This is a genomic window from Curvibacter lanceolatus ATCC 14669 (genome assembly GCF_000381265.1).
Classification (GTDB): Bacteria; Pseudomonadota; Gammaproteobacteria; order Burkholderiales; family Burkholderiaceae_C; genus Curvibacter; species Curvibacter lanceolatus.
On the sequence record NZ_KB906257.1, the window covers coordinates 192,572 to 216,912 of the forward strand.

Sequence of the window (24,341 nt, forward strand, 5' to 3'; positions counted from 1 at the left end):
AATTTCCATACATTGAGACAAAATGCCCACCCCAAAAAGCATACAAGATGAGGCTTTGCCAAGCTGGTTGCCGCTGCTGGCGGTGCGCGGTGGGCCCCGTTTTTTGCAGATTGCGGACGCCGTGCAGGCGGCGGTGGCTGATGGATCGCTGAAGCCCGGTGACCGTCTGCCGCCGCAGCGCCAGATGGCCGCGTGGCTGGCGGTGGACCTGACGACGGTCACGCGCGCCTACGACGAGGCGCGGCGCCGCAGGCTGCTGGAGGGGCGTGGTGCCCGGGGCACCTATGTGGCGGCGCCCAAGGTCGAGCTGAGCGCCGTGCTCGACCTGAGCATGAACACCCCGCCACAGCCGCAGGGGGTGGATTTTGACGACCTGTTGAAACAAGGCCTGTCTCAAGTGCTGATGAGGGCCGATGGCGGCATGTTGATGACCTACCACCTGGCCGGCGGCAGCGACTCCGACCGCCAGGCTGGGGCCCGGTGGCTTGAGCCCATGTTGGGGCCGCTGGAGGCCAGTCAGTTGGTGGTCTGCCCGGGGGCGCAGGCGGCCATCGCCGCCTTGATGCTGGCGTTGACGGGGCCGGGCGATGTCATCCTCACAGAGCCGATGGGCTACCCGGGCTTGCGCGCCGCGGCCACCCAATTTGGCCGGCGCATCCAGGTGGTGGAGGCGGACGAGCAGGGCATGCTGCCCGATCGGCTGGAGCAAGCCTGCCGCCAGCACCAGCACCAGCACCAGCACCAGCACCAGCACCAGCACCAGCACCAGCACCAGCACCAGCACCAGCACCCGCCCGGGCTGCTCTACCTCAATCCGACCTTGCAGAACCCGACCGCCATCACCATGCCGCAGCACCGGCGCCAGGCGCTTGCCAGCGTGGCCCAGCGCTGCCAGCTGCGCATCATCGAAGACGACCCCTACTGGCGCCTGGCCGATGCCGCGCCCCCTCCGGTGGCCACCTATGCGCCAGAGCAGGTGTACTACATCTCCACCCTGTCGAAATGCCTCACGCCCGGCTTGCGGGTGGCCTACGTGTTGATGCGCGACCCGCAAGAGCGGGAGCGCTTTCTGCTCGCGCTGAGGTCTTTTGCGCTGATGGCGGCCCCGCTGAGCGCCGCCCTGGCCACGCAGTGGATCTTCGACGGTTCGGCCGACGGCTTGATGCAAGGCGTGCGCCAGGAGGCGCGCCAGCGCCACTGGATGGCCCGGGATGTGCTGGCCGGGCGCTACAGCGGCGCTGGCGACGGCCTGCATGTGTGGCTGCAGTTGCCGGCGTACTGGAGCCCCTCGCAACTGGCCCGTGCCGCCGACAGCGAGGGCATTGCCGTCACGCCGGCAGAGGCCTTTGCCATGGGCAGCAGGTCGGCCAATGCCATCCGGATCTCCTTGGGCGGCATCCAGGACCGTGGGCGCTTGCAGGCCGGCCTGCAGCGGCTGTCGCAGTTGCTGGCGCGGCAGCCCGAGGCGTTCAGCGCTGCCGTGGTTTGACTGGCCCGGCAGCCGGGCGCGCCGTGCAGGGGGGCTCTGCAGGCGCTCGCACCTGGGGCGGCCAGGGCGCGGGGGCCCGGCCCGTCATGTGCCGTTGTTGTTCGTTCAATGAACTCACACTATTTCTGTTCAAGAAATATTACAAATTCAAATACCAGTTTTTATTGTGCGTCATGACTTGATTGTCACGAAGCCGAGACGGGTGACGGGCAAAGTTGGCACAGCCTTGCCATCGTGGTTCGGCAAACGAACGGGGTCAGCGGGTGATGGGCTTGTGTGGCCCGGGCTTGCCAAGCCCCGTTCAAGCAACTTGTTGCCGCCATGCCCCGCAGGCGAACTGCCCGTGCGGGTGAGGTCGGCATCGCCTTTCAACGCAATCTAGTCGTCAGCCAGGCGCTGACGAATCGAGGACACATGATGAAAAAGACCCTGATCGCTCTGGCCGCCCTGGGCGCGCTGACTTCGGTGGCGCAAGCCCAATCGAGCGTGGCTTTGTATGGCCTGCTGGACAGTGGCGTGCGCCACGACAGCGCCGGCCCCAAGGGCAGTGCGGGCAACACCGGTACGCAGAACCTGTTCACCTCGGGCATTCTGAACACCTCGCGCTTCGGCTTCCGTGGCACGGAAGACCTGGGCGGCGGCATGAAGGCCAACTTCAACCTGGAGTCGGGCATCAACGCGGGCACGGGTGCCGGCTCCAGCACCAGCAACATCTTCGACCGCCGCGCCGTGCTGGGCATGGAAGACAGCTGGGGCCGTGTCGACATCGGCCGCAACACCACCTTTGCCTATGACCTGCAGGCGGGCTATGTGAACGATCCGCTGGGCCAGGAGCTGACCACCAACCGCCAGAACGCCGCCGTGTCGGCCACCTCGGTGAACCCCCTGGGCACCCTGGTGGGTTCGGCCTTGGACACCTCGCGCCGCGACAACATGGTCAAGTACCTGAGCCCCAAGCTGGCAGGCACCAACCTGGGCCTAGCTTACTCGTTCGGCAACGTGTCGGGCTCCACCGCCGCCAACTCGTCGGTGCAGTTCATGGCCAAGTACGACGTTCGCCCCCTGCAACTGGGCCTGTCGTACGACCGCCTGCGCGACACCGCCGGCCGCAAGCAAACCCTGTTGACCACGGGCGGCAACTACATCTTCGAAGGCTACAAGGTCACCGGTGGCTACACCCAGATGCAGGCCGACGCCGGCTTTGTGAACAGCAACACCTCGATCCTGACCAACTCGGGCTCCAGCACCTCGCTGTACAAGTTCCTGGCCGGCGCCTCGGCCAGCACCACCGGCCTGAAGGCCGCGGTGTTCGACCTGGGCGTGGGCTTCAATGCCACGCCGCTGACCCAGGTGGTGGTGGCCTACTACAACACCAAGTACAGCGCCGATGGCCTGTCGTCCAACCGCTATGACACCTTTGCCGCCCGCGCCCGCTACACCCTGAGCAAGCGCACCGACCTGTACGCCGCCATCGACTACACCAAGGCCAAGGGCATGACGGCCGCCCAGACCGCCAGCGGCACCACCAGCAACACCGGCCTGTCGGTCGGTATCCAGCACCGCTTCTGACGGGCTGAACCGGGCGGGCGCTGCCGCGCCGGCCCGGTTTCCCAGGTGATTTTTCATTGCGTTTTACCCGCCCCGCCTGCCAGCGTGGCGGGTTTTTTCATGGGGGCGGCTCATCGGCTCATCGGCCCACCGTGCGCTGCAGCCCCATGAAGCTGGTCCATTTGCGCTCGGCCTCATCGCGCTCGAACTCGGCCACCATGAAGTCGATGAAGGAGCGCACCTTGGCCGACAGGTGCCGCCGGTTGGGGTAGGCGATGTTGATCTGGATGCGGGGCAGGTCCCAGTCGTTGAGTAGCGGCACCAGCCGGCCCGCCACGATGTCGTCGTACACGATGTAGCTGGGCTGCACCAGAATGCCCAGGCCGCTGAGCGCGGCGGCGCGCAGCACCTGGCCGTCGTTGGATTCGAGCAGGCCCTGGATGGGCACGGTCTGGGTGTGGTCGCCCCGGCTCAGACGCAGCTCGTGGGCGTTGTTGGCGTGCACATAGATCAGAAAGTCGTGGCCCGCCAGCGCTTCGGGCGTCTGGGGCTGGCCCCGCTCGGCCAGGTAGCTGGCCGAGGCGCACAGCACCCGGCGGGTCGAGCCCAGGCGCCGGATGGTGATGCTGCTGTCGGGTTCGAACTCGCGGTTGCGGATGGCCACATCGATGCCGTTGTCGATCATGTCCAGGTAGCGGTTGGCGGTTTCGATGTGGATGCGCACCTGGGGGTAGAGCTGGTGGTAGCGCACCAGGCGCGGCGCGATCTGCTGCATTGAAAACGACAGCGAGGCGCTGATGCGCAGCACGCCAGACGGGTTCAAGGTGCTGGAGTGGACGGCCGCCTCGGCCTCTTTCAGCTCGGCCAGCAGGGCGCGGGCGCGTTCGTAAAAATCCTGCCCCTCGCTGGTCAGGTACAGGCGCCGCGTGTTGCGCTCGACCAGGCGGGCACTGAGCCGGGCCTCGAGTGAGGCCAGGTAGCGGCTGGCGGCCGGGTTGGACAGGCCCAAGGCCTCGGCCGCGCCGCCCAGGCTGCCCAGTTCGGCCACTTTGACAAACAGTTCCAGCTCGGTGAGGCGATCCATATTTCCATTTTATGGAAATATGATTTCCTTTGAATGCTGTTTTATTCTTCTGCGTGAAATTCTAAAGTGTCACCCAGGGCCCAGGCAGAGGCCTCAACCCCAGGAGACACGGCATGCGCAACCTCAATCAAGACAACATCACCCAGGCGGTCATCGCCAGCTTTGGCGACACCCGCGACCCCAGGCTCAAAGAGATCATGATCAGCCTGGTGCAGCACCTGCATGCCTTTGCCCGCGAGGTGAAGCTGACCGAGGCGGAGTGGTTTGCAGGCATCGAGTTCCTGACCCGCTGCGGCCACATCACCGACGAGCGCCGGCAAGAGTTCATCCTGCTGTCCGATGTGCTGGGCCTGTCGATGCTCACGGTGGCCATGAACCAGGACAAGCCCCATGGCTGCACCGAGGCCACGGTGTTCGGGCCCTTCCATGTCAAGAACGCCCCCCATTACGAGCTGGGGGCCGACATCTCCAACGGCGCCAAGGGCACACCCTGCCTGGTGCGCGGTCGGGTGCTCGACACCCGGGGCCAGCCGGTGGCCGGGGCGCATCTGGATGTCTGGCAGTCGGACGAGGACGGCCTGTACGACGTGCAGCACGAGGGCCTGACCCAGGCCCAGGCGCGCGGCACCTTGAACGCCGATGCCCAGGGCCGCTACCACTTCCGCTCCATCGTGGCCGTGCCCTACGCCATTCCGCACGATGGGCCGGTGGGGGCGCTGCTGGAGGCCACCGGCCGCCATCCCTGGCGGCCCGCCCACCTGCACTTCAAGATCGACGCGCCGGGCTACCAGAGCCTGATCACCCATGTGTTCCGCGATCAGAGCGACTACCTCGACTCGGACGCCGTGTTCGGCGTGCGCCAGTCGCTGGTGTGCGACTGGGTGCCCCAGCCCGACGGCTCTTACCTGCTGGAGTACGACTTCGTGCTCAACCCGGCCTCGGCGCAATAACACCATGCTGTACGTCTTTCACCTCATCGACCGGCCCGGGTCGGCCGCGCTGCGCCTGCAAACGCGCCCCGAGCACAAAGCCTGTCTGGCCCAGCTTCAAGAGCGCATCGCTTTTGCCGGCCCCCTGCTGCAAGACGATGGCCAGACCATGATCGGCAGCCTGCTGGTCATCGACTTCCCGGGCCGCGCCGCGGCCGAGGCCTGGCTGGCGCAGGAGCCGTTTCACCGCTCAGGCCTGTACGCCAGCGTGCAGATCCATGCCTTCAGCAACCTCTGGCCCCAGCGGATCGGATTCGCCCCATGAACCCCGGCCCACACGTGCGCCACATCGTGATGTGGAACATCGCCGGGGCCAGCCCGGCAGAAAAGCGCGCCAACATCGAGCGCCTGCGCCAGGGCTTTGAGCGGCTCAGGGGCCGCATCCCCGGCCTGCTGCAGCTGGACATCGGTGTGGACAGCAGCGGGGTCGACTACGCCTGCGATGTGGTGCTCTACAGCGAGTTCGCCTCCCAGGCCGCCCTGGATGCCTACGCCACCCACCCCGAACACCTGCAACTGAAGGCCGCACTGGGCAGCATGCGCACGGCGCGCCATCAGGTGGACTACGCCTGGGCGCCCCTGGCGGCCGCGATCGACACCCCGGAGCCACCCCAATGAACGACTTCATCTACCAGGCCCAATCGCCTCGCGTCGTGTTTGGCGCCGGTTCGCTCCAGCACCTGGAGCGCGAAATCGATCTTCTGGGCGCGCGGCGGGCGCTGGTCTTGTGCACCCCGCAGCAGGCCGGGGCGGCCCAGGCCGTGGTCGATCGCCTGGGCCCGCGTGCGGCGGGCCTGTACGCCCAGGCCGTGATGCACGTGCCCATCGAAACCGCCCGTGCGGCCCGTGCCGAGGCCGCCCGCCTGCAGGCCGATTGCGCCATCGCGCTGGGTGGCGGCTCGACCATCGGGCTGGGCAAGGCCATCGCCCTGGAGTCGGGGCTGCCGATCGTGGCCATTCCCACCACCTATGCCGGCAGCGAGATGACCCCGATCTACGGCATCACCGAGGCCGGCCTCAAGAAGACGGGGCGCGATCCCCGCGTCCTGCCGCGCACCGTGATTTACGACCCCGAGCTGAGTCGCAGCCTGCCCCTGGCCCTCAGCGCCACCAGCGGCATGAACGCCATGGCCCACGCGGTCGAGGGCCTGTACGCCAGCGACAGCAACCCCATCCTGGACCTGATGGCCGAGGAGGGCATCCGGGCCCTGGCCACGGCCTTGCCGCAGATACGCCAGCAGCCCCCTCACCCTGGCTCGGGCCCGGGCCCGTCGGCCCAGGCTGGCGAAGCCCGCGCCCAGGCCCTGTATGGCGCCTGGTTGTGCGGCAGCGTGCTGGGGCAGGTGAGCATGGCCTTGCACCACAAGCTCTGCCACACCCTGGGCGGCAGCTTCAACCTGCCCCATGCCGAAACCCACACCGTGGTGCTGCCGCATGCGCTGGCCTTCAATCTGCCGCAGGTGCCCCTGGCCGCCCAGCGCATCGCCCGGGCGCTGGGCCTGCCCCACGCGGGGCAAGCCGCCACCGGCCTGTACGACCTGGCCCGCTCGCTGGGCACGCCGCTGAGCCTGCGTGAGCTGGGCCTGCAAGAGCGCGACCTCGACCGCGTCTGCGAACTGGCCCTGACCCAGCAATACCCCAACCCGCGGCCCCTGGAGCAGGCCGCGCTGCGCCAGCTTTTGCAAATGGCCTACGAAGGCACCCGGCCGGGCACGCCGGACTGAACCCCACAACAACCAGGAGACAACATGACACGCCAAACCACCGCCCCCCAAACCACCGCCCTCCGATCCAGCCCCGGGTTGGCCCAGAGCCTTTCCCGCAGCCTTTCTCGCGGCCTTTCTCGCAGGGGGTGCCACCTGGCCCTGCTCGGCCTGGCCGCAGCGGCCTGCGGCCCGGCCCTGGCGCAGGACAAATACCCCAGCAAGGTGATCAAGGTCATCGTGCCGTTCCCGGCCGGAACCGCCCCCGATGTGATGGCCCGGTTCTGGGGCGAGCGGCTGGGCAAGGCCCTGGGGCAGGGGGTGGTGGTCGACAACAAGCCCGGGGCCAGCACCATCGTGGGCACCCAGCAGTTCGTGGCCTCGCCGGCGGACGGCTACACCTTTCTGTACACCGCCAGCGGCACGGTGGCCATCAACCCCTATGTGTACAAAAAGCTGCCCTACCAGACCAGCGATCTGGTGCCCGTGATCCAGACCCTGTCGATCCCGCTGGTGATCAGCGTGGCGGCCAGTTCGCCCTACAAGACCCTGGGCGACCTGATCAAGGACGCCAAGGAGCACCCCAACCAGCTCAGCTACGCCTCCTACGGCGTGGCCACGGCGCCCCATGTGTCGATGGCCTACTTTGCCAACAGCGCCAACATCACGCTGAACCATGTGCCCTACAAGGACGGCGGCCTCAACGACATCGTGGGCGGTCAGGTGGGCACGGCCTTCAGCCCGATCGCCGATGTGTTGCAGTTCATCCGCACCGGCCGCGTCCGCGCGCTGGCCGTGTCCAGCCGGCAACGCCTGGAGTCCCTGCCCCAGGTGCCCACCGTGGCCGAGACCTTCCCGGGCTTCGAGGGCGACTCCTGGCATGGCGTGTTCGCTTTGAAGGGCACGCCGCAGGCCGTCATCGATCAGGTGTCGTCGATCTCCCAGAAGATCGTGGCCTCCGACGAGTACCGCAAATACCTGGCCAGCATGGGCCTGGTGCCCATCGGCGGCAGCCCCGAAACCTTTGCCACCGTGCTGCAGGCCGACAGCAAGCGCTGGATGGCGGTGGTCAAGAACAACAACATCAGTCTGGATTGAGGAGCTCGCCCCGGCCTGACTCGCACGGGGCAGAACGGGGCTGCTTCATGGCGTTGCGCAGGCGTTCGGACGGGTTTCATTTCAACGCTTTGAGGGGGGCTTGGATTGGTCGTCCGTCAGCATCAAACGCCCGTCGGCTGCGGCACCGCGAGCGCGGGCTTTTCCCGACGCGCTTGGCCGGGCTGGGGCATGGTTGACGTTTTGACCGCCTTGCGGTCCATCGGAAGACCAGATGCTCAAGTTCCCTGCCTGTTTTGAGGAGTCCGTTCATGGCGGCTTCGTCGTCACGTTTCGCGACATTCCCGAGGCGATCACCCAAGGCGACACCTTCGCGCAGGCGCATGCCATGGCGATCGATGCCCTGACCACCGCGATGGACTTCTATGTGGAAGACCGGCGCCCGGTGCCCCTGCCCAGTCCGGCCCGCTCGGGTGAGCACCTGCTTGCATTGCCTCCCACCATCGTGGCCAAGTTGTTGCTGCACAACACCTGCCTTGAATCCCTTACTCGGCCGGCCGATCTGGCACGCGCCATGGGCATCAAGCCCCAGGAGGTCCACCGCATTCTGGATCTGCACCACGCCACCCAGATCGACACCCTGGCCGCCGCGTTCCGCGCCTTGGGGTGTGAGTTGGTGATTCAGGCTCGGCCTTTGCCTTTGCTTTCGCCGCCCTCGTGCCTGGCATCTGGCTCATCAAGCGCTTCGTCAAGCGCTTCGGCCACTTCGTGTCGGGCTGACCAGTCGCTGGACAAGGTCCGCAGGTAGATCGGGATCAGCAGAACACAGATGCCCCACAGGGCCAGGACCACCATAAGGACGAGCAAAAACAGGGTGATGAGCATGGCGGCCATTGTTTGCGTCGCGGCGTCGCGGCCGGGCTGTTCAGCGCGGTAGGCAGCTCTGGTGCCGCGTCAAATGTATGGGCGGCTTCAGCCCTTGGCCGCCGAACCCCGCTTGGCCTGGTCCGCCTCCAGCGCGCAGTTCACGGCATCGCGGAACGACTCCACCACCATCACCCCCGGGGGAGCCTGGGTGTGTGTGGCCTGGCCGGTCACCCAGGCGGGCAGCTGCACCTGGATCAGGCTGGCCTGGGGCAGGTCTTGCTGCAACTGCAGCACCAGGGTCTGGGTGGCGGCCTCGGATTCGCCGCTCTGGATGAAGACCCGGGCCACGCTGTCGGTGCGGGCCTCGGGCGGGGCCGCATCGGTGTCGGTCACCGACATGTGGCGCGCGTCCAGGCCGGCGTCGCGCAGGGCGCGGGTCAGCAGCTCGGTCATCATTTCGTCGCCGATGCTGCCCTGGCCGATGCACAGGTTCAGCGAGCCGGTGGGCACGCTCAGCGGGCCTTGCCAGCGGCCCATCTCGGCCTCGCGCTGGCGGCGCAGCGCCACGCCAGGGCTGCTCTGGTCGAGCACCGTGTGGGCCTCGCCGCGTTGGCGCCGACGCCGGGGGGTGCCATCCAGTGCGCTGATCACATCCACCACCACCTGTCGCATGCGCTGGGCCTGTTCGGGGGTGATCAGGTCCAGTTCGTGGTCGCGGGCTGCCAGTTGCAGGGCCGGCAGCACGATGTTGTCGCAGTAGCTGGCAAAGCTTTTTTTCTTCAGGTAGGCGCGGGCCTGGGCGATCAGGTCGTGCGCGTCGCCCGACAGGGTGCGCTGATAGAAGCGCTGCGGCCGCGTCAGCGAGGGCCCGTCGCCCAGCAGGATGTCGAGAAACTTCAGCGAGGGCACATAGCGCCCGGCCACCAGCAGGCACAGGGTCAGCGGGGTGGCCAGCAGCAGGCCCACCGGGCCCCACAACGCACTCCAGAAGATGGCCGCAATCACCACCGACAGCGGCGACAGGCCCGTGCTGTGCCCATACAGCAGGGGCTCGACCACCTGGGCGGCCAGCACCTCGACCACCAGGAAGGCGGTCAGCGTCAGCAGCATCAGCGTCCAGCCGGGCTCCACCGCGGCGCCCAGCAGCACGGCGGGCACGGCCGCAATCAGCACGCCGATGTAGGGCACAAAGCGCATCAAGGCCGTCAGCACGCCCCACAGCATGGCGTGCGGCAGATCGATGGCCCACAGGGCCAGCCACACCACCGCCCCCACGCCGAAGTTGACCGCAAACTGCGACACGAAGTAGCGCGACAGGCGCGCGCCCACGTCGTTGAGCACCTCGGTGCTGGCGCGCAGGTCGTGCCCGCCGATCAGGCGCAGCAGGCGGTCGCGCAGCGACTCATGCTCCAGCAGGGTGAACAGCATCACGATCAGCACGATGCCGGCGGTGGCCAGCGGCTCCCACAGCGAGCCGGCCAGGTGGGACAACACGCTCAGCGAGGTGGGGGGCGGCGGGTAGACCTCGACTTGCACGCGCTCGCCGTTGGCATTGGCCTTGAGCCGGCTGGCGGCATTGCGGCTGGGCGTTGGGCGCTCGGGCTCGCTCAGGTGCTTGAACAGGCGCCCGGCCGTGCCCTGCAGCGAATCCATGCGGTCCACGGTCAGCTCTTTCACGGTGGCCACCTTGGCGCGTATCGACGATTCGTACTGCGGCAGGCTGGCGGTCATGTCCACCAGCTGCAGGCCCAGCATCACGGCCAGGGCGGCCATGCCGGCGCACAGGCCGCCCACGGCGGTCAGCACCGCGGGGGTGGCGGGCAGGCCGATGCGGCGCAGCCGCCTGACCAGGGGCGCGATCAGCAGGCTCAGCATGGCCGCCAGGGCCACCGGCACCAGCACCTCGCGCGCCAGGTACAGCAGGCCCAGCACAATGGCGCAGGACACCAGCGGGCTGGTGCTCAGGCCGCTGCGCCAGTGCTCGGCCTGTGGACGGGGAGTGGGGTCGACGGGAGAGGTCACTCTGGTGCGATCGGCTGGTTTGGGTTGATGGACGGCATCGAATTGATGCTGGATCATAACGAGCACCTGCTCTGTGCAGCCCGGCGGCAAAGCCCTCCCGCAGCCATGCCCATCGTGAATACCAGCTAGTGCAAGGGTGTACTGGGCCGCGCCCGTGCCGGCGGCGGACAATCGCGGGCGATCCAGGGGCTGGCGGGCGCACAGTCTGTCCGGCCGGTCTGCATTCCGAACCCCCTCACCAACCTCACGAACCTCAAGAGCGCTGACGCATGAGCACACCCATCACCGGCATTTCTTCCATGGCCACCCGCCTGCTTCTGGCCGACCTGGCCTCGGCCTACCAGCAACAGTTCCAGGTGCCGGTGCAGTTCGAATCCCTGGGCGGTGTCGAGGCCGCCAAAAAGGTGCAGCAGGGCGAGGCGGTCGATCTGGTGGTGCTGGCCAGCGACGCCATCGACAAGCTCATGGCCGGGGGCTTTCTGCTGCCTGCCAGCCGGCGTGACCTGGTGCAGTCGTCGGTGGCCATCGCCGTGCGCGCCGGCGCGGCCCTGCCCGACGTGAGCAGCGAAGCGGCCCTGCGCGCCAGCGTGCTGGCCGCGCGCAGCATCGGCTACTCCACCGGCCCCAGTGGCACGGCCTTGATCCAGCTGTTCGAGCGCTGGGGCCTGGGCGAGACCCTGAAAGACCGCCTGGTGCAGGCCCGCCCCGGCGTGCCGGTGGGCAGCCTGGTGGTGCAGGGCGAGGTGGAACTGGGCTTTCAGCAGCTCAGCGAGCTCAAGGACCTGCCCGGCATCACCTTGCTGGGCGGCATGCCCCCGGGGCTGGAGATCGTCACCACCTTCACCGGGGCGGTGCGGGTGGGCGCCGCCCAGGCCGATGCGGCCCAGGCCGTGCTCGATTTCATGAGCGCGCCGGCGCAGACCGCGCTCAAAGAGCGCCACGGCATGGAAGCCGCGGAGGCCTGATCACGGCAAAGCGGGTTGGCCCGGCTCAGTCCAGCACCTGTCCGTCGTGCTCCACGTACGGGTGGTAAGGTCCGGTGCCGCTGTGTGAGGCCTCGGCGGCGGGGATGAAGGCGCCGCGCTTCACGTCGAACACGTTCACCTGGCCTTGTTCGATCACATAGTGCCAGCCGTTCAGGGTCAGGCGCCCGGCCTCGACCTCGCGGCGCACCATGGGGTAGTCCATCAGGCGCTCCAGCTGCAGCACCACCGAGCGCTCTTCGGTGCGGCGCAGCGCCTCGGCGCAGGCCTGCACCGGTAGCTGCGCCTCTTGCAGCAGCTCGAGCCAACTGCTCAGGGCGCGTGCTTCTTCAGGCACGCCCTCGTAGGCCGCCCGCACTGCCCCGCAGTGGCTGTGGCCGCACACGATGATGCGCTCCACCTGCAGCGTCAGTACCGCGTATTCCACCGCCGCCATGGTGCCGTGCAGGCCCCTGGAGCCGTCGTAGGGCGGCACCAGGGCCCCCACATTGCGCACCAGAAACAGCTCACCCGGGCCGGCCCCGGTCAGCAGGTGGGGCACCAGGCGAGAGTCGGAGCAGCCGATGAACAGGGTCTTGGGGTGCTGCCCCTGGGCCACCAGGTCCTGAAAGCGTTGCTGGTGCAGGGGAAAGTAGTCCGACTGAAAGCGCCTGAGGCGCTGCAGCAACTCGTCGGGCGGCGAGGCGTCGGTCGGGGGCATGGCGGTGTCCTGGGGGCCTTGGGTGGGTGATGAAAGGCATTGACATGCAACGCCTGGTTTTCAAATTCCACCGATTTTGGCGCCCATCCGCCAGCTTCCCCGGGGGCCCGGGTGGCCGTTTCTTGCCCTGGATCAAGGGCCTGCCGCGTCAGCGGCGGGCCGGGCCCGGCCTCATTCGGGCTTGATGCCGGCCTCGCGGACCACCTTGGCCCATTTGGCGATCTCGGAGCGCTGGTGGGCTGCCAGCTGGGCCGGCCCGGCCACGATGGGCTCCATGCCCAGGGCGCGCATGCGGGCCTGCACCTCAGGCAGGTTGAACACGCGCATCGCCTCGGTGGCCAGCAGGGCCTGGATGTCGGCCGGCAGACCGCCCGGCGCAAAAATGGCCAGCCAGGAGTCGGCCTCGAAGCCCTTCAGCCCCTGTTCGGCCAGGGTCGGGATGTCGGGTGCCGAGGCGCTGCGGCGCAGGCTGGTGATGCCCAGGGCGCGCAGCTTGCCTTCGCGGATCGAGGGCAGGGCCGAGGGCAGGTTGTCGAACATCAGCCCGATGTGGCCCGCCAGCAGGTCGGGCACGGCCATGGCGCGGCCCCGGTAGGGCACGTGGTTGAGCTTCACGCCCGCCATGGCGTTGAACATCTCGCCCGCCACATGGGGCGAGGTGCCGATGCCCGGCGTGCCGTAGCTCAGCTGGCCCGGCTGGGCCTTGGCCAGCGCCACCAGTTCGCCCACGTTGCGGGCCGGTACCGAGGGGTGCACCACCAGCACATTGGGAGTGGAGGCGACCAGCACGATGGGCGTGAAGTCCTTCACCATGTCAAACGGCAGGTGAGGGAAGACCGAGCCGTTGATCGAGTGCGTCGCAATGCCGCCCATCATCACGGTGTAGCCGTCGGGTTTGGCCCGGGCCACGGTTTCGCCGCCCAGATTGCCCCCGGCGCCGGGCTTGTTGTCCACCACCAGGGGCTGCCCCAGCGAAAAATGCTCGGCCAGCAGGCGCGCCAGGGTGTCGGGCACGCCGCCGGGCGGAAAGCCCACCACGATGTGCACCGGTCGCTCGGGGTAGCGCGCGGTCTGGGCCTGGGCCGGGTTGAAGGAACTCCCTAGAGCTGCTGCCATGAGGGCCAGCCCGATTTTCTTGAACTTCATGTGTCGATATCCGGAATGAAAAAGCTCGCGGCCCAGAGCGTGTTGTCACGCCCTGGCCGGGGCCGGTCGATTATCCAGGGTGGCGTAGCGTGATCACGTGCGGGGTGGCTTTTCTGCAGCGTGATCTCACAGGGCCTGCATCAGCCTGGACAAGCGCTGGATCAGCGGCGCAAACAGCTCGGACGAAGTGTTGCCATAGCCCAGCACCAGACCGTTGTCGGCCGGCCCCGGCGGCAGAGCAAAACCCGACAACGCCGACGGGGCCATGCCTTGCTGGCGTGCTTGCTCGGCCACGGCCTGGTCGGGCCACCGGGGCCCGAAGCGCACGCACAGGTGCAGCCCGCATTGGCCGCCCTCGATCTGGTGCGGCACGGCCAGGTGCTGCTGCAAGGCGCTGCGCAATGCACTCTGGCGGCTGCGGTACAGGCGGCGCATGCGTCCCAGGTGGCGCGCGAATTCGCCGCTTTCCATGAACTGCGCCAGCGCCAGCTGGCTGTGGCGCTGGCCGCCGCGCAGCAGCTCGCCCAGCGGCCCCTGCAGCCCCGGCAGCAAGGCCTCGGGCAGCACCAGAAAGCCCAGGCGCAACGAGGGGAACAGGGTCTTGCTGAAGGTGCCCACATACAGCACCGGGGCCTGGGGCACCAGGCCCTGCAGGGCGCCGATCGATTCGCCGGCATGGCGGAACTCGCTGTCGTAGTCGTCTTCGATCAGCCAGCAGCCGTGGCGGCGCGCCTGTTCCATCAGCTGCAGGCGGCGTGCTGCGCTCAGCACCGCGCCGGTGGGGTATTGGTGCGAGGGCGTGACGTAGATCAGCCGGGGTGGGTGCAGGGCCCAGTCCTGCTCGGTGGCGCACAGGCCCTCGCGGTCCACCGGCAGCGGGTGCAGCGTCAGGTCGGCGGCGCGCAGGGCGGCCTTGGCGCCGCGGTAGCCCGGGTTTTCCACCCAGGCCCGGTCGCCGGGGTTGCTGAGCAGGCGCGCGCACAGCGACAGGGCCTCCTGGGCGCCTTCGGTGATCACCACCTGCTCGGGGCTGCAGCGCACGCCCCGGGCCACGCTCAGGTGGCGTGCCACCGCCGCGCGCAGGGCCGGCTCGCCCAGCGGCTCGCCATAGGCCAGCGCGGCCGGCCCGGCCTGGGTGATGGCCCGATCCAGCGCGCGGCGCCAGGCCGCCAGCGGAAAGTGCGACAAGGCCGGCACCCCGGGCCGCAGCGGCAGCCCGAACAGGGTGCCGGCGCCGGTGGGCTGGATGTGGGCCAGGCGCTGTGCGAGACCTTGCGCGAGGGCCGGCTGATCCGGGGCGAGGCCCTCTTCGCCACCCCGCCTGCCGCGTGCCGTGGCGGCCGCCGGCCGGGCCAGGGCCGCCACCCGTGTGCCCTGCCGGTCGGGCTGCAGATAGCCTTCGGCGCTGAGCTGCTCGTAGGCCGCGATCACGGTGTTGCGCGACACCCCCAGGCCCTCGGCCAGGGCGCGCGAGCCGGGCAGGCGGCTGCCCGGTGCCAGGCGCCCCGCCAGGATGGCCTGCTGCAGGCGGCGGTGCAGCTGGCGCTGCAGCGGCTCGGCCCCGGCCTGGCGCTGCAGCGTGGCCTCCAGCAGCACTTGAGGGATCAGCAGGACAGGAGGTGGGGCGGTTGGCATAGGTGGCGTGGCTCTGTCAAAACTCAAGATCGTGGCACTTTTTGAGGTGCCACCTTCGGGCTACTGTAGCGTACCCGGCAGCGCTCTTCTGGCCCTGCTCGGGTTGTTCAACCCGGCAACCCGCCTATCAAAAGGAACCCCTTCATGGCCCTCTGGCCCACTCCGATCACGCTTCAAGGCGCCGCCTGCTCGCTGGAGCCCCTGCACCCCGACCACCACGACGAACTGGTGGCCGCCACCCTGGACGGCGAGCTCTGGAAGCTCTGGTACACCGCTGTGCCCAGCCCCGAGGGCATGGCCGCCGAGATCCAGCGCCGGCTCGACCTGCAGGCCAAGGGCACCATGCTGCCCTTCACCACCCGCGACGCCAGCGGCCGGGTGGCGGGCATGACCAGCTACATGAACATCGATGCCGGCAACCGCCGCGTCGAGATCGGCTCGACCTGGACCCGGGCCGCTGCGCAGCGCGGCCCGTTCAACACCGAGTGCAAGCTGCTCTTGCTGGGCCACGCCTTCGAGGCGCTGGACTGCATCGCGGTCGAGTTCCGCACCCATTTCTTCAACCAGCAAAGCCGGCGCGCCATCGAGCGCCTGGGCGCCAAGCTCGATGGGGTGTTGCGCAGCCACCAGCGCGCCGCCAACGGCACCCTGCGCGACACCTGCGTCTACAGCATCACCCAGGCCGAATGGCCCACCGTCAAGACCCATCTGCGCTGGCAGCTCGACAAACCCCGGGCGTGAAACAGCTGCCCTCCGGCGGGCCCACCCGGCCCACCTGGCTCGCTCGGGGGGGCGGTCAGCCCCCGGCGTAGCGCCCGGGGCGGTGGCTGATCCACAAAAACACGCCCATCACCACCGCGGCCAGCACCGAGTAGGCCACGCGCTCCAGCGGCACCACCCACAGCGCCGCCAGCAGCACGCTGCAGTCGATCGCCAGCTGCACCTTGCCGGCACTCAGGCCGTAGCGTTGCTGGGCATGCAAGGCCACGATGGTGGCCCCACCCAGGCTGGATTTGTGGCGCGCCAGAAACAGGCAGCCGGTGCCCAGCAGCAGCCCGCCCAGCACCGCGGCGAACAGCGGGTGCAGGTAGTCGACCCGCATCACATGGGGGAACAGCTCGGTCAGCAGCGACAGCAGGGCCACCGAGCCAAAGGTCTTGAGCGTGAACTCCCGGCCCATGCGGGTCCAGGCAAACCAGTAAAAGGGCAGGTTCACCACGAAGAACAGCTTGCCGAAGGACAGGCCGGTGGCGTAGTGCAGCAAGAAGCTGATGCCCGCCGTGCCGCCGATCAGCAGGCCCGCCTGGTTGAACAGCATCAGCGCCATGGCCACGAACAGCGTGCCGGCAAACAGGGCCTGCGCGTCTTCGAAGGCACCGTGGCGCAGCGGCGCGGACGAGAGGGTGGGCGAGCCGGTGGGCAGGGCGCCAGGCGCCAGGTGAGAGGTCGACGATGAGGGTGTCATGGCAGGGTCGGATCAGCAGCTATCGGGTGGACAGTGCACGCAGGGGAGGCGCCAGGCCCCTTGTGGGGGTCACGGCATCAAGCCGCCTATTGTCGCCGGAATGCGTGTAAAACTCAGTAGAAACCCTAGCATTTGCCGTGCCTGAACCCGGGCCCTGCTCTGGTGCATGATGGCTCGCCCGACCTGAAGCCCCTGCCATGCCTGCTGCACCCGATTCCCTGCTCGACCCTGCCCGCCTGGTGGCGCTGGCCCTCGCCAACCCGGTCAATGCCGAGCTGATGCGCCGCCTGCCGGCCCTTGACCTGCCCCAGGGCCACCTCACGGCGGGCTGCCTGTTCCAGGCCGTGTGGAATGCGCAAAGCGGCCTCGCACCGGGATGGGGCGTGAAGGATTACGACGTGTTCTATTTCGACAGCGACCTGTCCTGGCAGGCCGAAGACGCCGTGATCCAGCGTGTGCAGGCCGTGGTGGCCGACCTGGGCGTGACGGTGGAGGTGCGCAACCAGGCCCGGGTGCACCTGTGGTACCCGCAACGCTTCGGGCTGAGCTACCCGCGCCTGCGCGATTGCCGCGAGGGCATCGACCGCTACCTGATCGCCTGCACCTGCGTGGGGCTGAGCCTTGCTGACGGCGAACTGTATGCCCCCGACGGCCTGCACGACCTGGCGGCCGGGCGCCTGCGCCTCAACCCGCGCTGGGCTCAGCCGGCCCTGTTTGCCGCCAAGGCGGCCAGCTACCAGGCGCGCTGGCCGTGGCTGACCGTGCTGCCACCGGCCTGATCCTGCGGCCGTCTTGATCTGACGCAAGTCTGGCGCGGGCCGGTTTCATGGATCCGTCATGTGCGCTGCCCAGACTGGGCCGATCGGCAGGGATCGGCCTGAGCCGGGATCAAGGAAACGCATGGACAAGACATTGGCAGTGGCATCGTTGGGGCAGCAGCGTCTGTTGCTGCCGGTGTGGGTCAAGGCAGCACTGGCGGCCAACGACCGGCTCAAGTTCTACCTCTCGACCCTGCAGGCGGCCAGCCAGCACGCCGAGCACCCGCGTGAGCCGGCGCTGGACCTGAGCCGCGAGCTGGCGGCGGCCGGCCTGGGCAGCGAGACCTGGCTGCTCGACCTGCCCGGCGGGGCCAGCCGGGTGGACGGGCAGTTGATGCTGCCCGAGCTGGAGCGCCTGCGCGACGCCCTGCGCGAAGACCTGGGCCTGATGGCGCGACCGGTGCTGGCCCTGGCCGACCCGGCGCAGCCCGTGCAGCCCGCGCGCATACAGCACTGGCTCGACACCCTGGCCGCCTTGCAGGGCGTGCGCCTGGACGCGATGCAGCTGCGCAGCCTCACCCACGGCCAGCGCCAGGGCGGGCCCGGCGACGACAGCCTGCACCTGCTGGTGATGGACCTGCACAAGGCCATCAACCAGCTGGTGCCCCAGGTGGCCAGCGAGCTGATTGCCGGCGCCCATGTGTGGCAACTGGACGAGGCCGACCGCCCCCTGGTGCAGGCCTTCATGCGCGGCCTGCGCCGCACGGCCCCGCTCAAGTTCGATCACCCGGGCCTGGAGACGGCGGCCACCCGCGACGGCGCCCACCTGCTGCTGCAGAACGACATCGGCACCAACGATGCCCATGTGCTGGTGATCCAGGTGCAGGAGCTGACGATCACGCTCACCTACTCCGACCTGCACCTGCGCCGCTTCAGCTTCTTCCAGGCCCTGCTGGCGCCGCTGGGGGCCAACTGGTCGGTGGTGGAAAGCCGCACCGAGGCCCAGCTCAACCAGGGCCAGGCCTACACCGTGGGCACCGCCACCTTTGCCTGCGCCGACCTGGCCCACCTGCAAGCCACGCTGGAGGGCCTGGGCGCCCGCATCGTGTTCCTGATCGACTGGAACCGGGCGCGCAAGCGGCTGTTGAATTTCGTCAGCAAGCCGGCGGCAGAGCTGCTGCTGCGCGCCGCTGCCGAGCAGGAGCTGGGTCACATGGCCTGGCTGCGGGCCGGTGGCGAGCGCCTGATTTTTGGTGCCATGCAGACGGTGGGCGAGGGCGCCTTCCGCCTGGGCGACCGGCTTGACGAGGTGCTGGGCCCGGATCAGGCCAGCGCCTTTTTGCTCGACGTGATGCGCCTGGCCACCGAGGCCTTGCTGCACGGCCAAAGCCCCTCGCTGGTGGCCGACGAGGCCCGCTTGCTGCTGGCGCGCCAGATGCAGCGCCGCAGCGCCGGCTTCGACCTGCTCGACGAGCACGCCGCCTATTGCCAGACCCTGGCCCAGGCGGTCAGCGATGCCCTGGGCCACGGCCGCGACGGGCTGCAAGCGCAGGCGGCCGAACTGGCGGCCCGGGCCAAGACCTGGGAGCGCCAGGCCGACCAACTGGTGATGCAGGCGCGCGAGCAGGCCGAACGCCAGCCGCGCTGGCAGGCGGTGTCGCGCCTGCTGGTGCTGAGCGACGACGTGGCCGATGCCCTCGAAGAAGCGGCCTTTCTCATCAGCCTGATGGCCGACCACCACCAGAAGGGCTGGAACCGCGAGGTGCGCCAGGCCTTGTCGGCCCTGGCCCAGGTGGTGCAGCAGGCCACGCAGGACCACGTGAAGGCCCTGGCCATCGCCCGCAACCTGGGCAGCGACAGCGAGCGCCAGGACCAGGACGAGTTCCTGACCGCCTCCTGGGCCGTGCTGCACGCCGAGCGCCGCTGCGACGATCTGCTGCGCCAGGCGCGCCGAGTGCTGCTGGCCGAGCTGCAGGACGCCGCCTCGCTGATGCTGGCCAACGACCTGGCCCAGACCCTGGAGCTGGCCTCCGACCGCCTGTTGGCCGCCGGCTATGGCTTGCGCGAGCTGGCCTTCAACCAGTCCGGGGTGCAGGCATGAGCGCGGATGACGAGCTGTTCCTGATCGGCTGCGGCGGGCCTGCCCCGAGCCCAGCGCCCAGTGCCGAGCGCATGGGCTTCAAGGCCTGGAACCTGGCCCGCATGGCCGCGCTCGGCCTGCCCGTGCCACCGGCCTTTGTGCTGGGCACGGCCTGGTGCGCCGACCCCGAGCGGCGCCGCCGCGCCAGCCTGCCCGCCACCTGGGAGCCCGGCCTGAGGGCCCTGCAGGCCGGCCTGGCCAGCCCGCTGCAATTTGGCGATGCGCGGGGCCCGCTGCTGCTGTCGGTGCGCTCCGGGGCGCCGGTGTCCATGCCCGGCATGATGGAGACCCTGCTCAACATCGGCCTGTGCGATGCCACCGTGCCCGGCCTGCTGCGCCTGACCGGCCAACCCCGCCTGGTGTGGGATGCCTACCGCCGCCTGGTGGCCAGCTATGGCGAGGTGGTGGCGGGGCTGGATGCCGCGCTGTTCGAGGCCCCGGCTGCAGGCCTGGGGGCCCAACGCGATGAGCGCGACCTGGACTTTGCCGAGCTGCGCGAGCTGACCCGGCAGCACCTGAAGGCCTTTGCCCAGGCCGCGGGCCGCCCTTTCCCGCAAGACCCGCGCCAGCAACTGGCCGAGGCGATCGGCGCCGTGCTGGCCTCGTGGCAGGCGCCCAAGGCGGTCGAATACCGGCGCCTGCACCGCTTGCCCGACACCTTGGGCACGGCGGTCACGGTGCAGACCATGGTGTTCGGCAATGCCGGGGGGCGCTCGGGGGCGGGGGTGGGCTTCACCCGCGACCCGTCCAGTGGCGAGCCTGAGCCCTGGGTGGATTTTCTGTTCAACGCCCAGGGCGAAGACGTGGTCTCGGGCCGGCGCAGCGCACAGGGCCATGAGGCCCTGGCCAACGTGCTGCCCGATTGTTGGGCGCAGCTGGTGCAGGCCACCCACACGCTGGAGCAGCAGCTCGGCGACATGCAGGATTTCGAGTTCACCGTGCAGGAGGGCACCCTCTACCTGTTGCAGACCCGCAGCGGCAAGCGCTCGGCCTACGCCACCGCCCGCATCGCGCTGGACATGCTCGACCAGGGGCTGATCAGTGCCGAGGAGGCGCTGCGGCGCACCGCCGGCCTGGGCCCCGAGCAGCTGAGCCAGCGCCGGGTGCTGGCCGCCGATGGCCAGGCCCTGGCGCCCGCGGCGCTGGCCGCCAGCGCCAGCCCGGGCGTGGTCAGCGGCGCGCTGGCGCTGGACGAAGCCGCCGCGCGCAGCCTGGTGGCGCAAGGCCGGCCGGTGGTGCTGGTGCGGCGTGACGCCGAGACCAGCGACATCGCCACCCTGGAGCTGGCCGGGGGCCTGCTGACCCAGCGCGGCGCCCGCACCTCGCACGCCGCCGTGGTGGCGCGCCAGATGGGCAAGGTGTGCCTGGTGGGGTGTGAGACGCTGCAGATCGACCTGGCGGCGCGCCGCATCCAGCTGGGGCCCTTGACCCTGCACGAGGGCGACACCTTGTCGCTGGATGGCCACCAGGGCCAGGTCTACGCGGGTGCGGTGCAGACCCGCGACGAGTTGCCGCAAGCCCTGCTGCAGCGGCTGGACACCCTGCGGGGGGCTGGCAAACCGGGCGCGGGCGGCTAGTATTCGGGCTGGGCTGCCGCACTCGGCCTGTGACCCGATTCCCACCATGACCCTTCGCCACCCTCGACTTCCGCGTGCCTGCGGGGTTTTTGTTCTTGCGCTGCCCTGGCTTTGGCTGGCCGGCTGCTCCAGCGCCCCGCCACGCCAGGCCGCCGAGCCGCTGTCTGCGGTGGCGGTGCCGGCCGCCTTGTCCGAAGAGCAGAGCCAGGCGGTCACCGTGTACGCGCTGGGCCTGGTGGGCACCCCGTACCGCTATGGCGGCAACACACCGGATTCGGGTTTTGACTGCAGCGGCCTGATCCGCCATGTCTATGGCCGGCAGGCCGGCCTGCCGGCGCCGCGCACGGTGGCGCAGCTTCAGGGCTGGGGCCATGCGGTGCCGATCGAGGCCTTGCGCACCGGCGATCTGGTGTTGTTCTCGAAGGGTGGGGCACCCTCGCATGCGGGCATCTATGTGGGCGAGGGGCGTTTTGTGCATGCCCCCTCCACCGGCGGGCAGGTGCGGCTGGACCGCCTCAAATCGGGCTATTGGGCGCAGCAGCAGGTGGCGATCCGCCGGCCCTGAGCCCGAGTCGGAAGCACCCAGGCCTCAGATCGACGCCGACCAGCGGTCGTTCCAGTCGCGGTTGGCCTCGATCTGGCGCCGGTCGCGCTTGGTGGGGCGGCCTTCCTGCAGGCTGGCGGCGGGCTCGGGGGCCAGGCGGCGCTGCTCTTGCGCCTGTTCGCGCGTGGCGATGCTTTCGGGGGTTTCCTGGTACAGCTGTTGGGCCACCGGGGCCGGGCCGCGCTGCGCACTGAGGCCCAGCACCACCACCGTGCGGTGGATGGGGCCCTGGCGCAATTCCACGGTGTCGCCGCAGCGCAGCTCGCGCGAGGGTTTGGCGCTGGCGCCGTTCACCGAGACCCGGCCTTTGCCGATCTCTTCCACCGCCAGGCTGCGGGTCTTGTAGAAGCGGGCGGACCAAAGCCATTTGTCCAGCCGCAGGGAGGCAAGTTCGCTCATGGCGTGATTTTGCCCTGATCTGATTCACCCCTGGGGCCGGCGGCTGGGGCCAGCGGCAGGCGCACGCAGGCGTCCAGGCCGCCCGCATGGTCACCCATCTCGGGATCTTGGCGGTTGATCAGGGCGATGCGCCCGCCCAGGGCGCGCACGATCTCCTGGCAGATGGTCAGGCCCAGGCCCGAGCTGCCCGGCACATCCCCGGTCCAGAAGGGCTGGAACAGGCGCTCGCGCTGGGTGCTGGCGATGCCGGGGCCCTGGTCGCTCACGGTCAGCACGGCCTGGTCGTCCTCCACCTGCAGGGTGATCTGCAGGCGGCCGCCGGCCGGGCTGTGCCGGATGGCGTTGTGCAGCAGGTTGCGCACCAGCTCGCGCAGCATCCAGGCGTGGGCGAGCACGGTCATCGGCTGGTCTTGCAATTCGAAATCCAGGTTGCGCTCGGCCACCAGGGGCGACAGGTCCAGCGCCACCTCGCGCACCACCTCGGCCAGGTCCAGCGGCAGGGTGTCGGTCTGCTGGCGCAGTTGTTCCACCTTGGCCAGGGCCAGCATCTGGTTGGCCAGCTGGGTGGCGCGCTCCACGGTGGCGTTGATCTCCAGCAGAGCGGTCTGCGGGTCGACGTCACCGCGCAGGGCCGATTGCACCTGCACCTTGAGCACCGCCAGCGGGGTGCGCAGCTGGTGCGAGGTGTCGCGCACAAAGCGCTTCTGGTGGTCCAGCAGGTTCTGCAGCCGCCCCATGAGCTGGTTGGTGGCGTCGATCAGGGGCAGCAGTTCGCGCGGCGCGTCGGGCGCGCTGATGCGGGTCAGCTCGCCCTCGGGGCGTTGCTGCAGCTCGGCGCTGATGCGGCGCACCGGGCGGGTGGCGCGCTGCACCACGGCGATGACGATCACGATGACCATGGCCACCAGCACGCCCTGGCGCAGCAGCGAGGCGATCATGATGTCGCCCACCAGGGTCTGGCGCAGGCCCAGGGTCTCGGCCACCTGCACCATGGCCATGCCCCGGCCGTGCTCGCTCACCACGGGCTGCAGCAGCACGGCCACCCGCACCGGGTCGCCCCGGTAGAAGTCGTCGTAGAAATGCACCAGCGCCGAGTAGGGGCTGGGCGGCAGGCCTTTGCCAGGCCAGGGTGGCAGGGCCTCGAAGCCGCTGACCCATTCGCCGTTCATGTCTGACACCCGGTAATACATGCGACTGCGCAGATCGGTCTCGAAGGCCTCCAGCGCCGCGTGCGGCACGCTCGCCTGCAGCCGGGCCTGGGCGTCGTAGCCCTCCACGGTGAGCAGCTCACCGATGGACTTGGCCGAGGCCAGCAGGGTGCGGTCGTAGGCGGTCTGCACAGCGTCCCGGGTGTCGAAGTAGAGGCTGAGGCTGTTGAGTAGCACGTACACCCCGATGGGCAGCAGCAGGCCCAACAGCAGGTACCGACGCAGCGACAGGCGCAGGGCAGGGCGTGACGGGCTCATGGGGCGGCCTTCAGCAGGTAGCCCAGGCCGCGCAAGGTCATCAGGCTGACCTGGGCCTGGCTGAGCTTTTTGCGCAGCCGGTACACCACCACCTCGATGGCCTCGAGTTGCACCGAGTCGTCGCCCGGAAACACCAGCGCGAACAGCCGCTCCTTGCTGACCGCGTGGCCGGGCCGGCTCATCAGGGCCTGCAGCAGCGTGAGTTCACGCGGGGTCAGGTCCAGCACCTCGTCGCCCAGGTAGAAGGCGCCGTTCTCCTTGTCGAACTCCAGGTCGCCCAGGCGCTGGCGGCTGGGGGGCGCGCTGGTGTCGGCCGGTTGCAGGCGGCGGTACAGGGCGCGCAGCCGGGCCTCGAGCTCGTCCAGGTCGAAAGGCTTGGCCAGGTAGTCGTCGGCCCCGCTGTTGAGGCCGATCACGCGGTCGCCCACCGTGCCGCGGGCGGTCAGGATCAGCACCGGGGTGCGCAGCCCGGAGCGGCGCGCGCGCTCCAGCACATGCAGGCCGTCCAGGCCGGGCAGGCTCAGGTCCAGCACCACCACATCGGGCTGGCGTTGCAGCCACATCTCCAGCGCGGCCGCGCCGTCGGCGCAGATGCTGACCTCGATGCCATGCCGGGACAGCGCGCGCTGCAAGGCGGTCTGCATGGAGCGGTCGTCTTCGATCAGCAGGAGTTGCATGTGGGCACCGGTGGAGGGCAAGCCAGGTTGCCC

The 24,341-nt window shown here is 69.3% G+C and carries 23 protein-coding genes; 14 read left to right on the top strand and 9 right to left on the bottom strand.

The window, feature by feature from the left end; translation table 11 throughout:
- The first annotated feature begins 22 nt into the window (after window positions 1-22).
- Entirely contained in the window at window positions 23-1,489 is a 1,467-nt protein-coding gene (locus F624_RS0111430) for an aminotransferase-like domain-containing protein (protein WP_031254755.1), read from the top strand.
- Between the two features lie 417 nt (window positions 1,490-1,906).
- Window positions 1,907-3,058 (top strand): porin, encoded by a 1,152-nt coding sequence (locus F624_RS0111435; protein ID WP_157443420.1) that lies wholly within the window; start codon window positions 1,907-1,909, stop codon window positions 3,056-3,058.
- A 118-nt stretch (window positions 3,059-3,176) separates the two neighbouring features.
- Here the strand turns inward: F624_RS0111435 and F624_RS0111440 are convergent, their stop codons facing one another.
- Window positions 3,177-4,121: a LysR family transcriptional regulator gene (locus F624_RS0111440; RefSeq protein ID WP_019574445.1), complete on the bottom strand. Its 945-nt coding sequence runs from the start codon at window positions 4,119-4,121 to the stop codon at window positions 3,177-3,179.
- Between the two features lie 113 nt (window positions 4,122-4,234).
- Between F624_RS0111440 and F624_RS0111445 the strand changes: the two genes are divergently transcribed.
- From F624_RS0111445 to F624_RS0111470, 6 genes are all read left to right on the top strand, one after another.
- Complete coding sequence (locus F624_RS0111445; protein WP_019574446.1) at window positions 4,235-5,071, top strand: intradiol ring-cleavage dioxygenase; 837 nt, start codon at window positions 4,235-4,237, stop codon at window positions 5,069-5,071.
- A gap of 4 nt (window positions 5,072-5,075) precedes the next feature.
- A complete protein-coding gene (locus F624_RS0111450) occupies window positions 5,076-5,375 on the top strand; it encodes a YciI family protein (RefSeq protein WP_019574447.1) in 300 nt (99 codons plus the stop codon).
- The gene (locus tag F624_RS0111455; RefSeq protein ID WP_019574448.1) at window positions 5,372-5,728 is read left to right on the top strand and encodes a Dabb family protein; all 357 of its coding nucleotides are present in this window, start codon (window positions 5,372-5,374) and stop codon (window positions 5,726-5,728) included. Before F624_RS0111450 ends, F624_RS0111455 begins: the two co-directional genes overlap by 4 nt.
- A complete protein-coding gene (locus tag F624_RS0111460) occupies window positions 5,725-6,834 on the top strand; it encodes a maleylacetate reductase (protein WP_019574449.1) in 1,110 nt (369 codons plus the stop codon). The genes F624_RS0111455 and F624_RS0111460 overlap by 4 nt, the downstream gene beginning before the upstream one ends.
- Before the next feature lie 24 nt (window positions 6,835-6,858).
- Window positions 6,859-7,911 carry a Bug family tripartite tricarboxylate transporter substrate binding protein gene (locus F624_RS0111465; RefSeq protein ID WP_019574450.1) on the top strand — a complete coding sequence of 351 codons (1,053 nt, stop codon included), beginning with the start codon at window positions 6,859-6,861 and terminating at the stop codon, window positions 7,909-7,911.
- 232 nt (window positions 7,912-8,143) lie between these two features.
- Entirely contained in the window at window positions 8,144-8,677 is a 534-nt protein-coding gene (locus F624_RS0111470) for a hypothetical protein (RefSeq protein ID WP_019574451.1), read from the top strand.
- A gap of 164 nt (window positions 8,678-8,841) precedes the next feature.
- On the opposite strand, the gene F624_RS0111475 is transcribed toward F624_RS0111470, so the two are convergent.
- Complete coding sequence (locus tag F624_RS0111475) at window positions 8,842-10,758, bottom strand: AI-2E family transporter (protein WP_169426579.1); 1,917 nt, start codon at window positions 10,756-10,758, stop codon at window positions 8,842-8,844.
- Between the two features lie 269 nt (window positions 10,759-11,027).
- Here F624_RS0111475 and F624_RS0111480 point away from each other — a divergent pair, with 269 nt between their 5' ends.
- Window positions 11,028-11,723 carry a substrate-binding domain-containing protein gene (locus F624_RS0111480; RefSeq protein ID WP_019574453.1) on the top strand — a complete coding sequence of 232 codons (696 nt, stop codon included), beginning with the start codon at window positions 11,028-11,030 and terminating at the stop codon, window positions 11,721-11,723.
- Window positions 11,724-11,748: 25 nt separating this feature from the next.
- Here the strand turns inward: F624_RS0111480 and F624_RS0111485 are convergent, their stop codons facing one another.
- The 3 genes from F624_RS0111485 to pdxR all read right to left on the bottom strand — a co-directional run bounded on the left by F624_RS0111485 (window position 11,749) and on the right by pdxR (window position 15,222).
- The gene (locus F624_RS0111485) at window positions 11,749-12,441 is read right to left on the bottom strand and encodes a carbonic anhydrase (protein WP_019574454.1); all 693 of its coding nucleotides are present in this window, start codon (window positions 12,439-12,441) and stop codon (window positions 11,749-11,751) included.
- A gap of 171 nt (window positions 12,442-12,612) precedes the next feature.
- Complete coding sequence (locus F624_RS0111490; protein WP_019574455.1) at window positions 12,613-13,587, bottom strand: Bug family tripartite tricarboxylate transporter substrate binding protein; 975 nt, start codon at window positions 13,585-13,587, stop codon at window positions 12,613-12,615.
- Between the two features lie 126 nt (window positions 13,588-13,713).
- A complete protein-coding gene (gene pdxR / locus F624_RS0111495; protein ID WP_019574456.1) occupies window positions 13,714-15,222 on the bottom strand; it encodes a MocR-like pyridoxine biosynthesis transcription factor PdxR in 1,509 nt (502 codons plus the stop codon).
- A gap of 144 nt (window positions 15,223-15,366) precedes the next feature.
- Here pdxR and F624_RS0111500 point away from each other — a divergent pair, with 144 nt between their 5' ends.
- A complete protein-coding gene (locus F624_RS0111500; protein ID WP_019574457.1) occupies window positions 15,367-15,963 on the top strand; it encodes a GNAT family N-acetyltransferase in 597 nt (198 codons plus the stop codon).
- A 55-nt stretch (window positions 15,964-16,018) separates the two neighbouring features.
- On the opposite strand, the gene F624_RS0111505 is transcribed toward F624_RS0111500, so the two are convergent.
- Window positions 16,019-16,687 (bottom strand): YitT family protein, encoded by a 669-nt coding sequence (locus F624_RS0111505; RefSeq protein ID WP_019574458.1) that lies wholly within the window; start codon window positions 16,685-16,687, stop codon window positions 16,019-16,021.
- 197 nt (window positions 16,688-16,884) lie between these two features.
- Here F624_RS0111505 and F624_RS0111510 point away from each other — a divergent pair, with 197 nt between their 5' ends.
- The 4 genes from F624_RS0111510 (at window position 16,885) to F624_RS0111525 (ending at window position 21,727) form a co-directional block, all read left to right on the top strand.
- Window positions 16,885-17,466, top strand: coding sequence for a nucleotidyltransferase family protein (locus tag F624_RS0111510; protein WP_019574459.1), 582 nt, complete (start codon window positions 16,885-16,887; stop codon window positions 17,464-17,466).
- Between the two features lie 121 nt (window positions 17,467-17,587).
- Window positions 17,588-19,546, top strand: coding sequence for a DUF47 family protein (locus F624_RS0111515; RefSeq protein ID WP_019574460.1), 1,959 nt, complete (start codon window positions 17,588-17,590; stop codon window positions 19,544-19,546).
- Complete coding sequence (locus F624_RS0111520) at window positions 19,543-21,162, top strand: PEP/pyruvate-binding domain-containing protein (RefSeq protein ID WP_019574461.1); 1,620 nt, start codon at window positions 19,543-19,545, stop codon at window positions 21,160-21,162. The genes F624_RS0111515 and F624_RS0111520 overlap by 4 nt, the downstream gene beginning before the upstream one ends.
- Before the next feature lie 46 nt (window positions 21,163-21,208).
- Window positions 21,209-21,727: a C40 family peptidase gene (locus F624_RS0111525; protein ID WP_019574462.1), complete on the top strand. Its 519-nt coding sequence runs from the start codon at window positions 21,209-21,211 to the stop codon at window positions 21,725-21,727.
- A gap of 24 nt (window positions 21,728-21,751) precedes the next feature.
- Here F624_RS0111525 and F624_RS0111530 read toward each other — a convergent pair whose 3' ends face one another.
- The 3 genes from F624_RS0111530 to F624_RS0111540 are packed head-to-tail and all read right to left on the bottom strand — an operon-like array spanning window position 21,752 to window position 24,308.
- Complete coding sequence (locus F624_RS0111530; RefSeq protein ID WP_019574463.1) at window positions 21,752-22,165, bottom strand: RNA-binding S4 domain-containing protein; 414 nt, start codon at window positions 22,163-22,165, stop codon at window positions 21,752-21,754.
- Window positions 22,162-23,631 carry a sensor histidine kinase gene (locus tag F624_RS0111535; RefSeq protein ID WP_019574464.1) on the bottom strand — a complete coding sequence of 490 codons (1,470 nt, stop codon included), beginning with the start codon at window positions 23,629-23,631 and terminating at the stop codon, window positions 22,162-22,164. Before F624_RS0111535 ends, F624_RS0111530 begins: the two co-directional genes overlap by 4 nt.
- On the bottom strand, window positions 23,628-24,308 hold the full coding sequence (locus F624_RS0111540) for a response regulator transcription factor (protein ID WP_031254761.1): 681 nt from the start codon (window positions 24,306-24,308) through the stop codon (window positions 23,628-23,630). The genes F624_RS0111535 and F624_RS0111540 overlap by 4 nt, the downstream gene beginning before the upstream one ends.
- Window positions 24,309-24,341 lie beyond the last annotated feature (33 nt).

What these genes read in the sequence shown, in the direction of transcription:
- F624_RS0111435 (WP_157443420.1), top strand. Translation starts at nt 1,907, where the DNA reads ATGAAAAAGACCCTGATCGCTCTGGCCGCCCTGGGCGCGCTGACTTCG.
- F624_RS0111440 (WP_019574445.1), bottom strand. Translation starts at nt 4,121, where the DNA reads ATGGATCGCCTCACCGAGCTGGAACTGTTTGTCAAAGTGGCCGAACTG.
- F624_RS0111535 (WP_019574464.1), bottom strand. Translation starts at nt 23,631, where the DNA reads ATGAGCCCGTCACGCCCTGCCCTGCGCCTGTCGCTGCGTCGGTACCTG.
- F624_RS0111510 (WP_019574459.1), top strand. Translation starts at nt 16,885, where the DNA reads ATGCCTGCTGCACCCGATTCCCTGCTCGACCCTGCCCGCCTGGTGGCG.
- F624_RS0111460 (WP_019574449.1), top strand. Translation starts at nt 5,725, where the DNA reads ATGAACGACTTCATCTACCAGGCCCAATCGCCTCGCGTCGTGTTTGGC.
- F624_RS0111530 (WP_019574463.1), bottom strand. Translation starts at nt 22,165, where the DNA reads ATGAGCGAACTTGCCTCCCTGCGGCTGGACAAATGGCTTTGGTCCGCC.
- F624_RS0111455 (WP_019574448.1), top strand. Translation starts at nt 5,372, where the DNA reads ATGAACCCCGGCCCACACGTGCGCCACATCGTGATGTGGAACATCGCC.
- F624_RS0111500 (WP_019574457.1), top strand. Translation starts at nt 15,367, where the DNA reads ATGGCCCTCTGGCCCACTCCGATCACGCTTCAAGGCGCCGCCTGCTCG.
- F624_RS0111450 (WP_019574447.1), top strand. Translation starts at nt 5,076, where the DNA reads ATGCTGTACGTCTTTCACCTCATCGACCGGCCCGGGTCGGCCGCGCTG.
- F624_RS0111480 (WP_019574453.1), top strand. Translation starts at nt 11,028, where the DNA reads ATGAGCACACCCATCACCGGCATTTCTTCCATGGCCACCCGCCTGCTT.
- F624_RS0111515 (WP_019574460.1), top strand. Translation starts at nt 17,588, where the DNA reads ATGGACAAGACATTGGCAGTGGCATCGTTGGGGCAGCAGCGTCTGTTG.
- F624_RS0111445 (WP_019574446.1), top strand. Translation starts at nt 4,235, where the DNA reads ATGCGCAACCTCAATCAAGACAACATCACCCAGGCGGTCATCGCCAGC.
- F624_RS0111520 (WP_019574461.1), top strand. Translation starts at nt 19,543, where the DNA reads ATGAGCGCGGATGACGAGCTGTTCCTGATCGGCTGCGGCGGGCCTGCC.
- F624_RS0111540 (WP_031254761.1), bottom strand. Translation starts at nt 24,308, where the DNA reads ATGCAACTCCTGCTGATCGAAGACGACCGCTCCATGCAGACCGCCTTG.
- F624_RS0111430 (WP_031254755.1), top strand. Translation starts at nt 23, where the DNA reads ATGCCCACCCCAAAAAGCATACAAGATGAGGCTTTGCCAAGCTGGTTG.
- F624_RS0111505 (WP_019574458.1), bottom strand. Translation starts at nt 16,687, where the DNA reads ATGACACCCTCATCGTCGACCTCTCACCTGGCGCCTGGCGCCCTGCCC.
- F624_RS0111465 (WP_019574450.1), top strand. Translation starts at nt 6,859, where the DNA reads ATGACACGCCAAACCACCGCCCCCCAAACCACCGCCCTCCGATCCAGC.
- F624_RS0111470 (WP_019574451.1), top strand. Translation starts at nt 8,144, where the DNA reads ATGCTCAAGTTCCCTGCCTGTTTTGAGGAGTCCGTTCATGGCGGCTTC.
- F624_RS0111490 (WP_019574455.1), bottom strand. Translation starts at nt 13,587, where the DNA reads ATGAAGTTCAAGAAAATCGGGCTGGCCCTCATGGCAGCAGCTCTAGGG.
- F624_RS0111525 (WP_019574462.1), top strand. Translation starts at nt 21,209, where the DNA reads ATGACCCTTCGCCACCCTCGACTTCCGCGTGCCTGCGGGGTTTTTGTT.
- F624_RS0111485 (WP_019574454.1), bottom strand. Translation starts at nt 12,441, where the DNA reads ATGCCCCCGACCGACGCCTCGCCGCCCGACGAGTTGCTGCAGCGCCTC.
- pdxR (WP_019574456.1), bottom strand. Translation starts at nt 15,222, where the DNA reads ATGCCAACCGCCCCACCTCCTGTCCTGCTGATCCCTCAAGTGCTGCTG.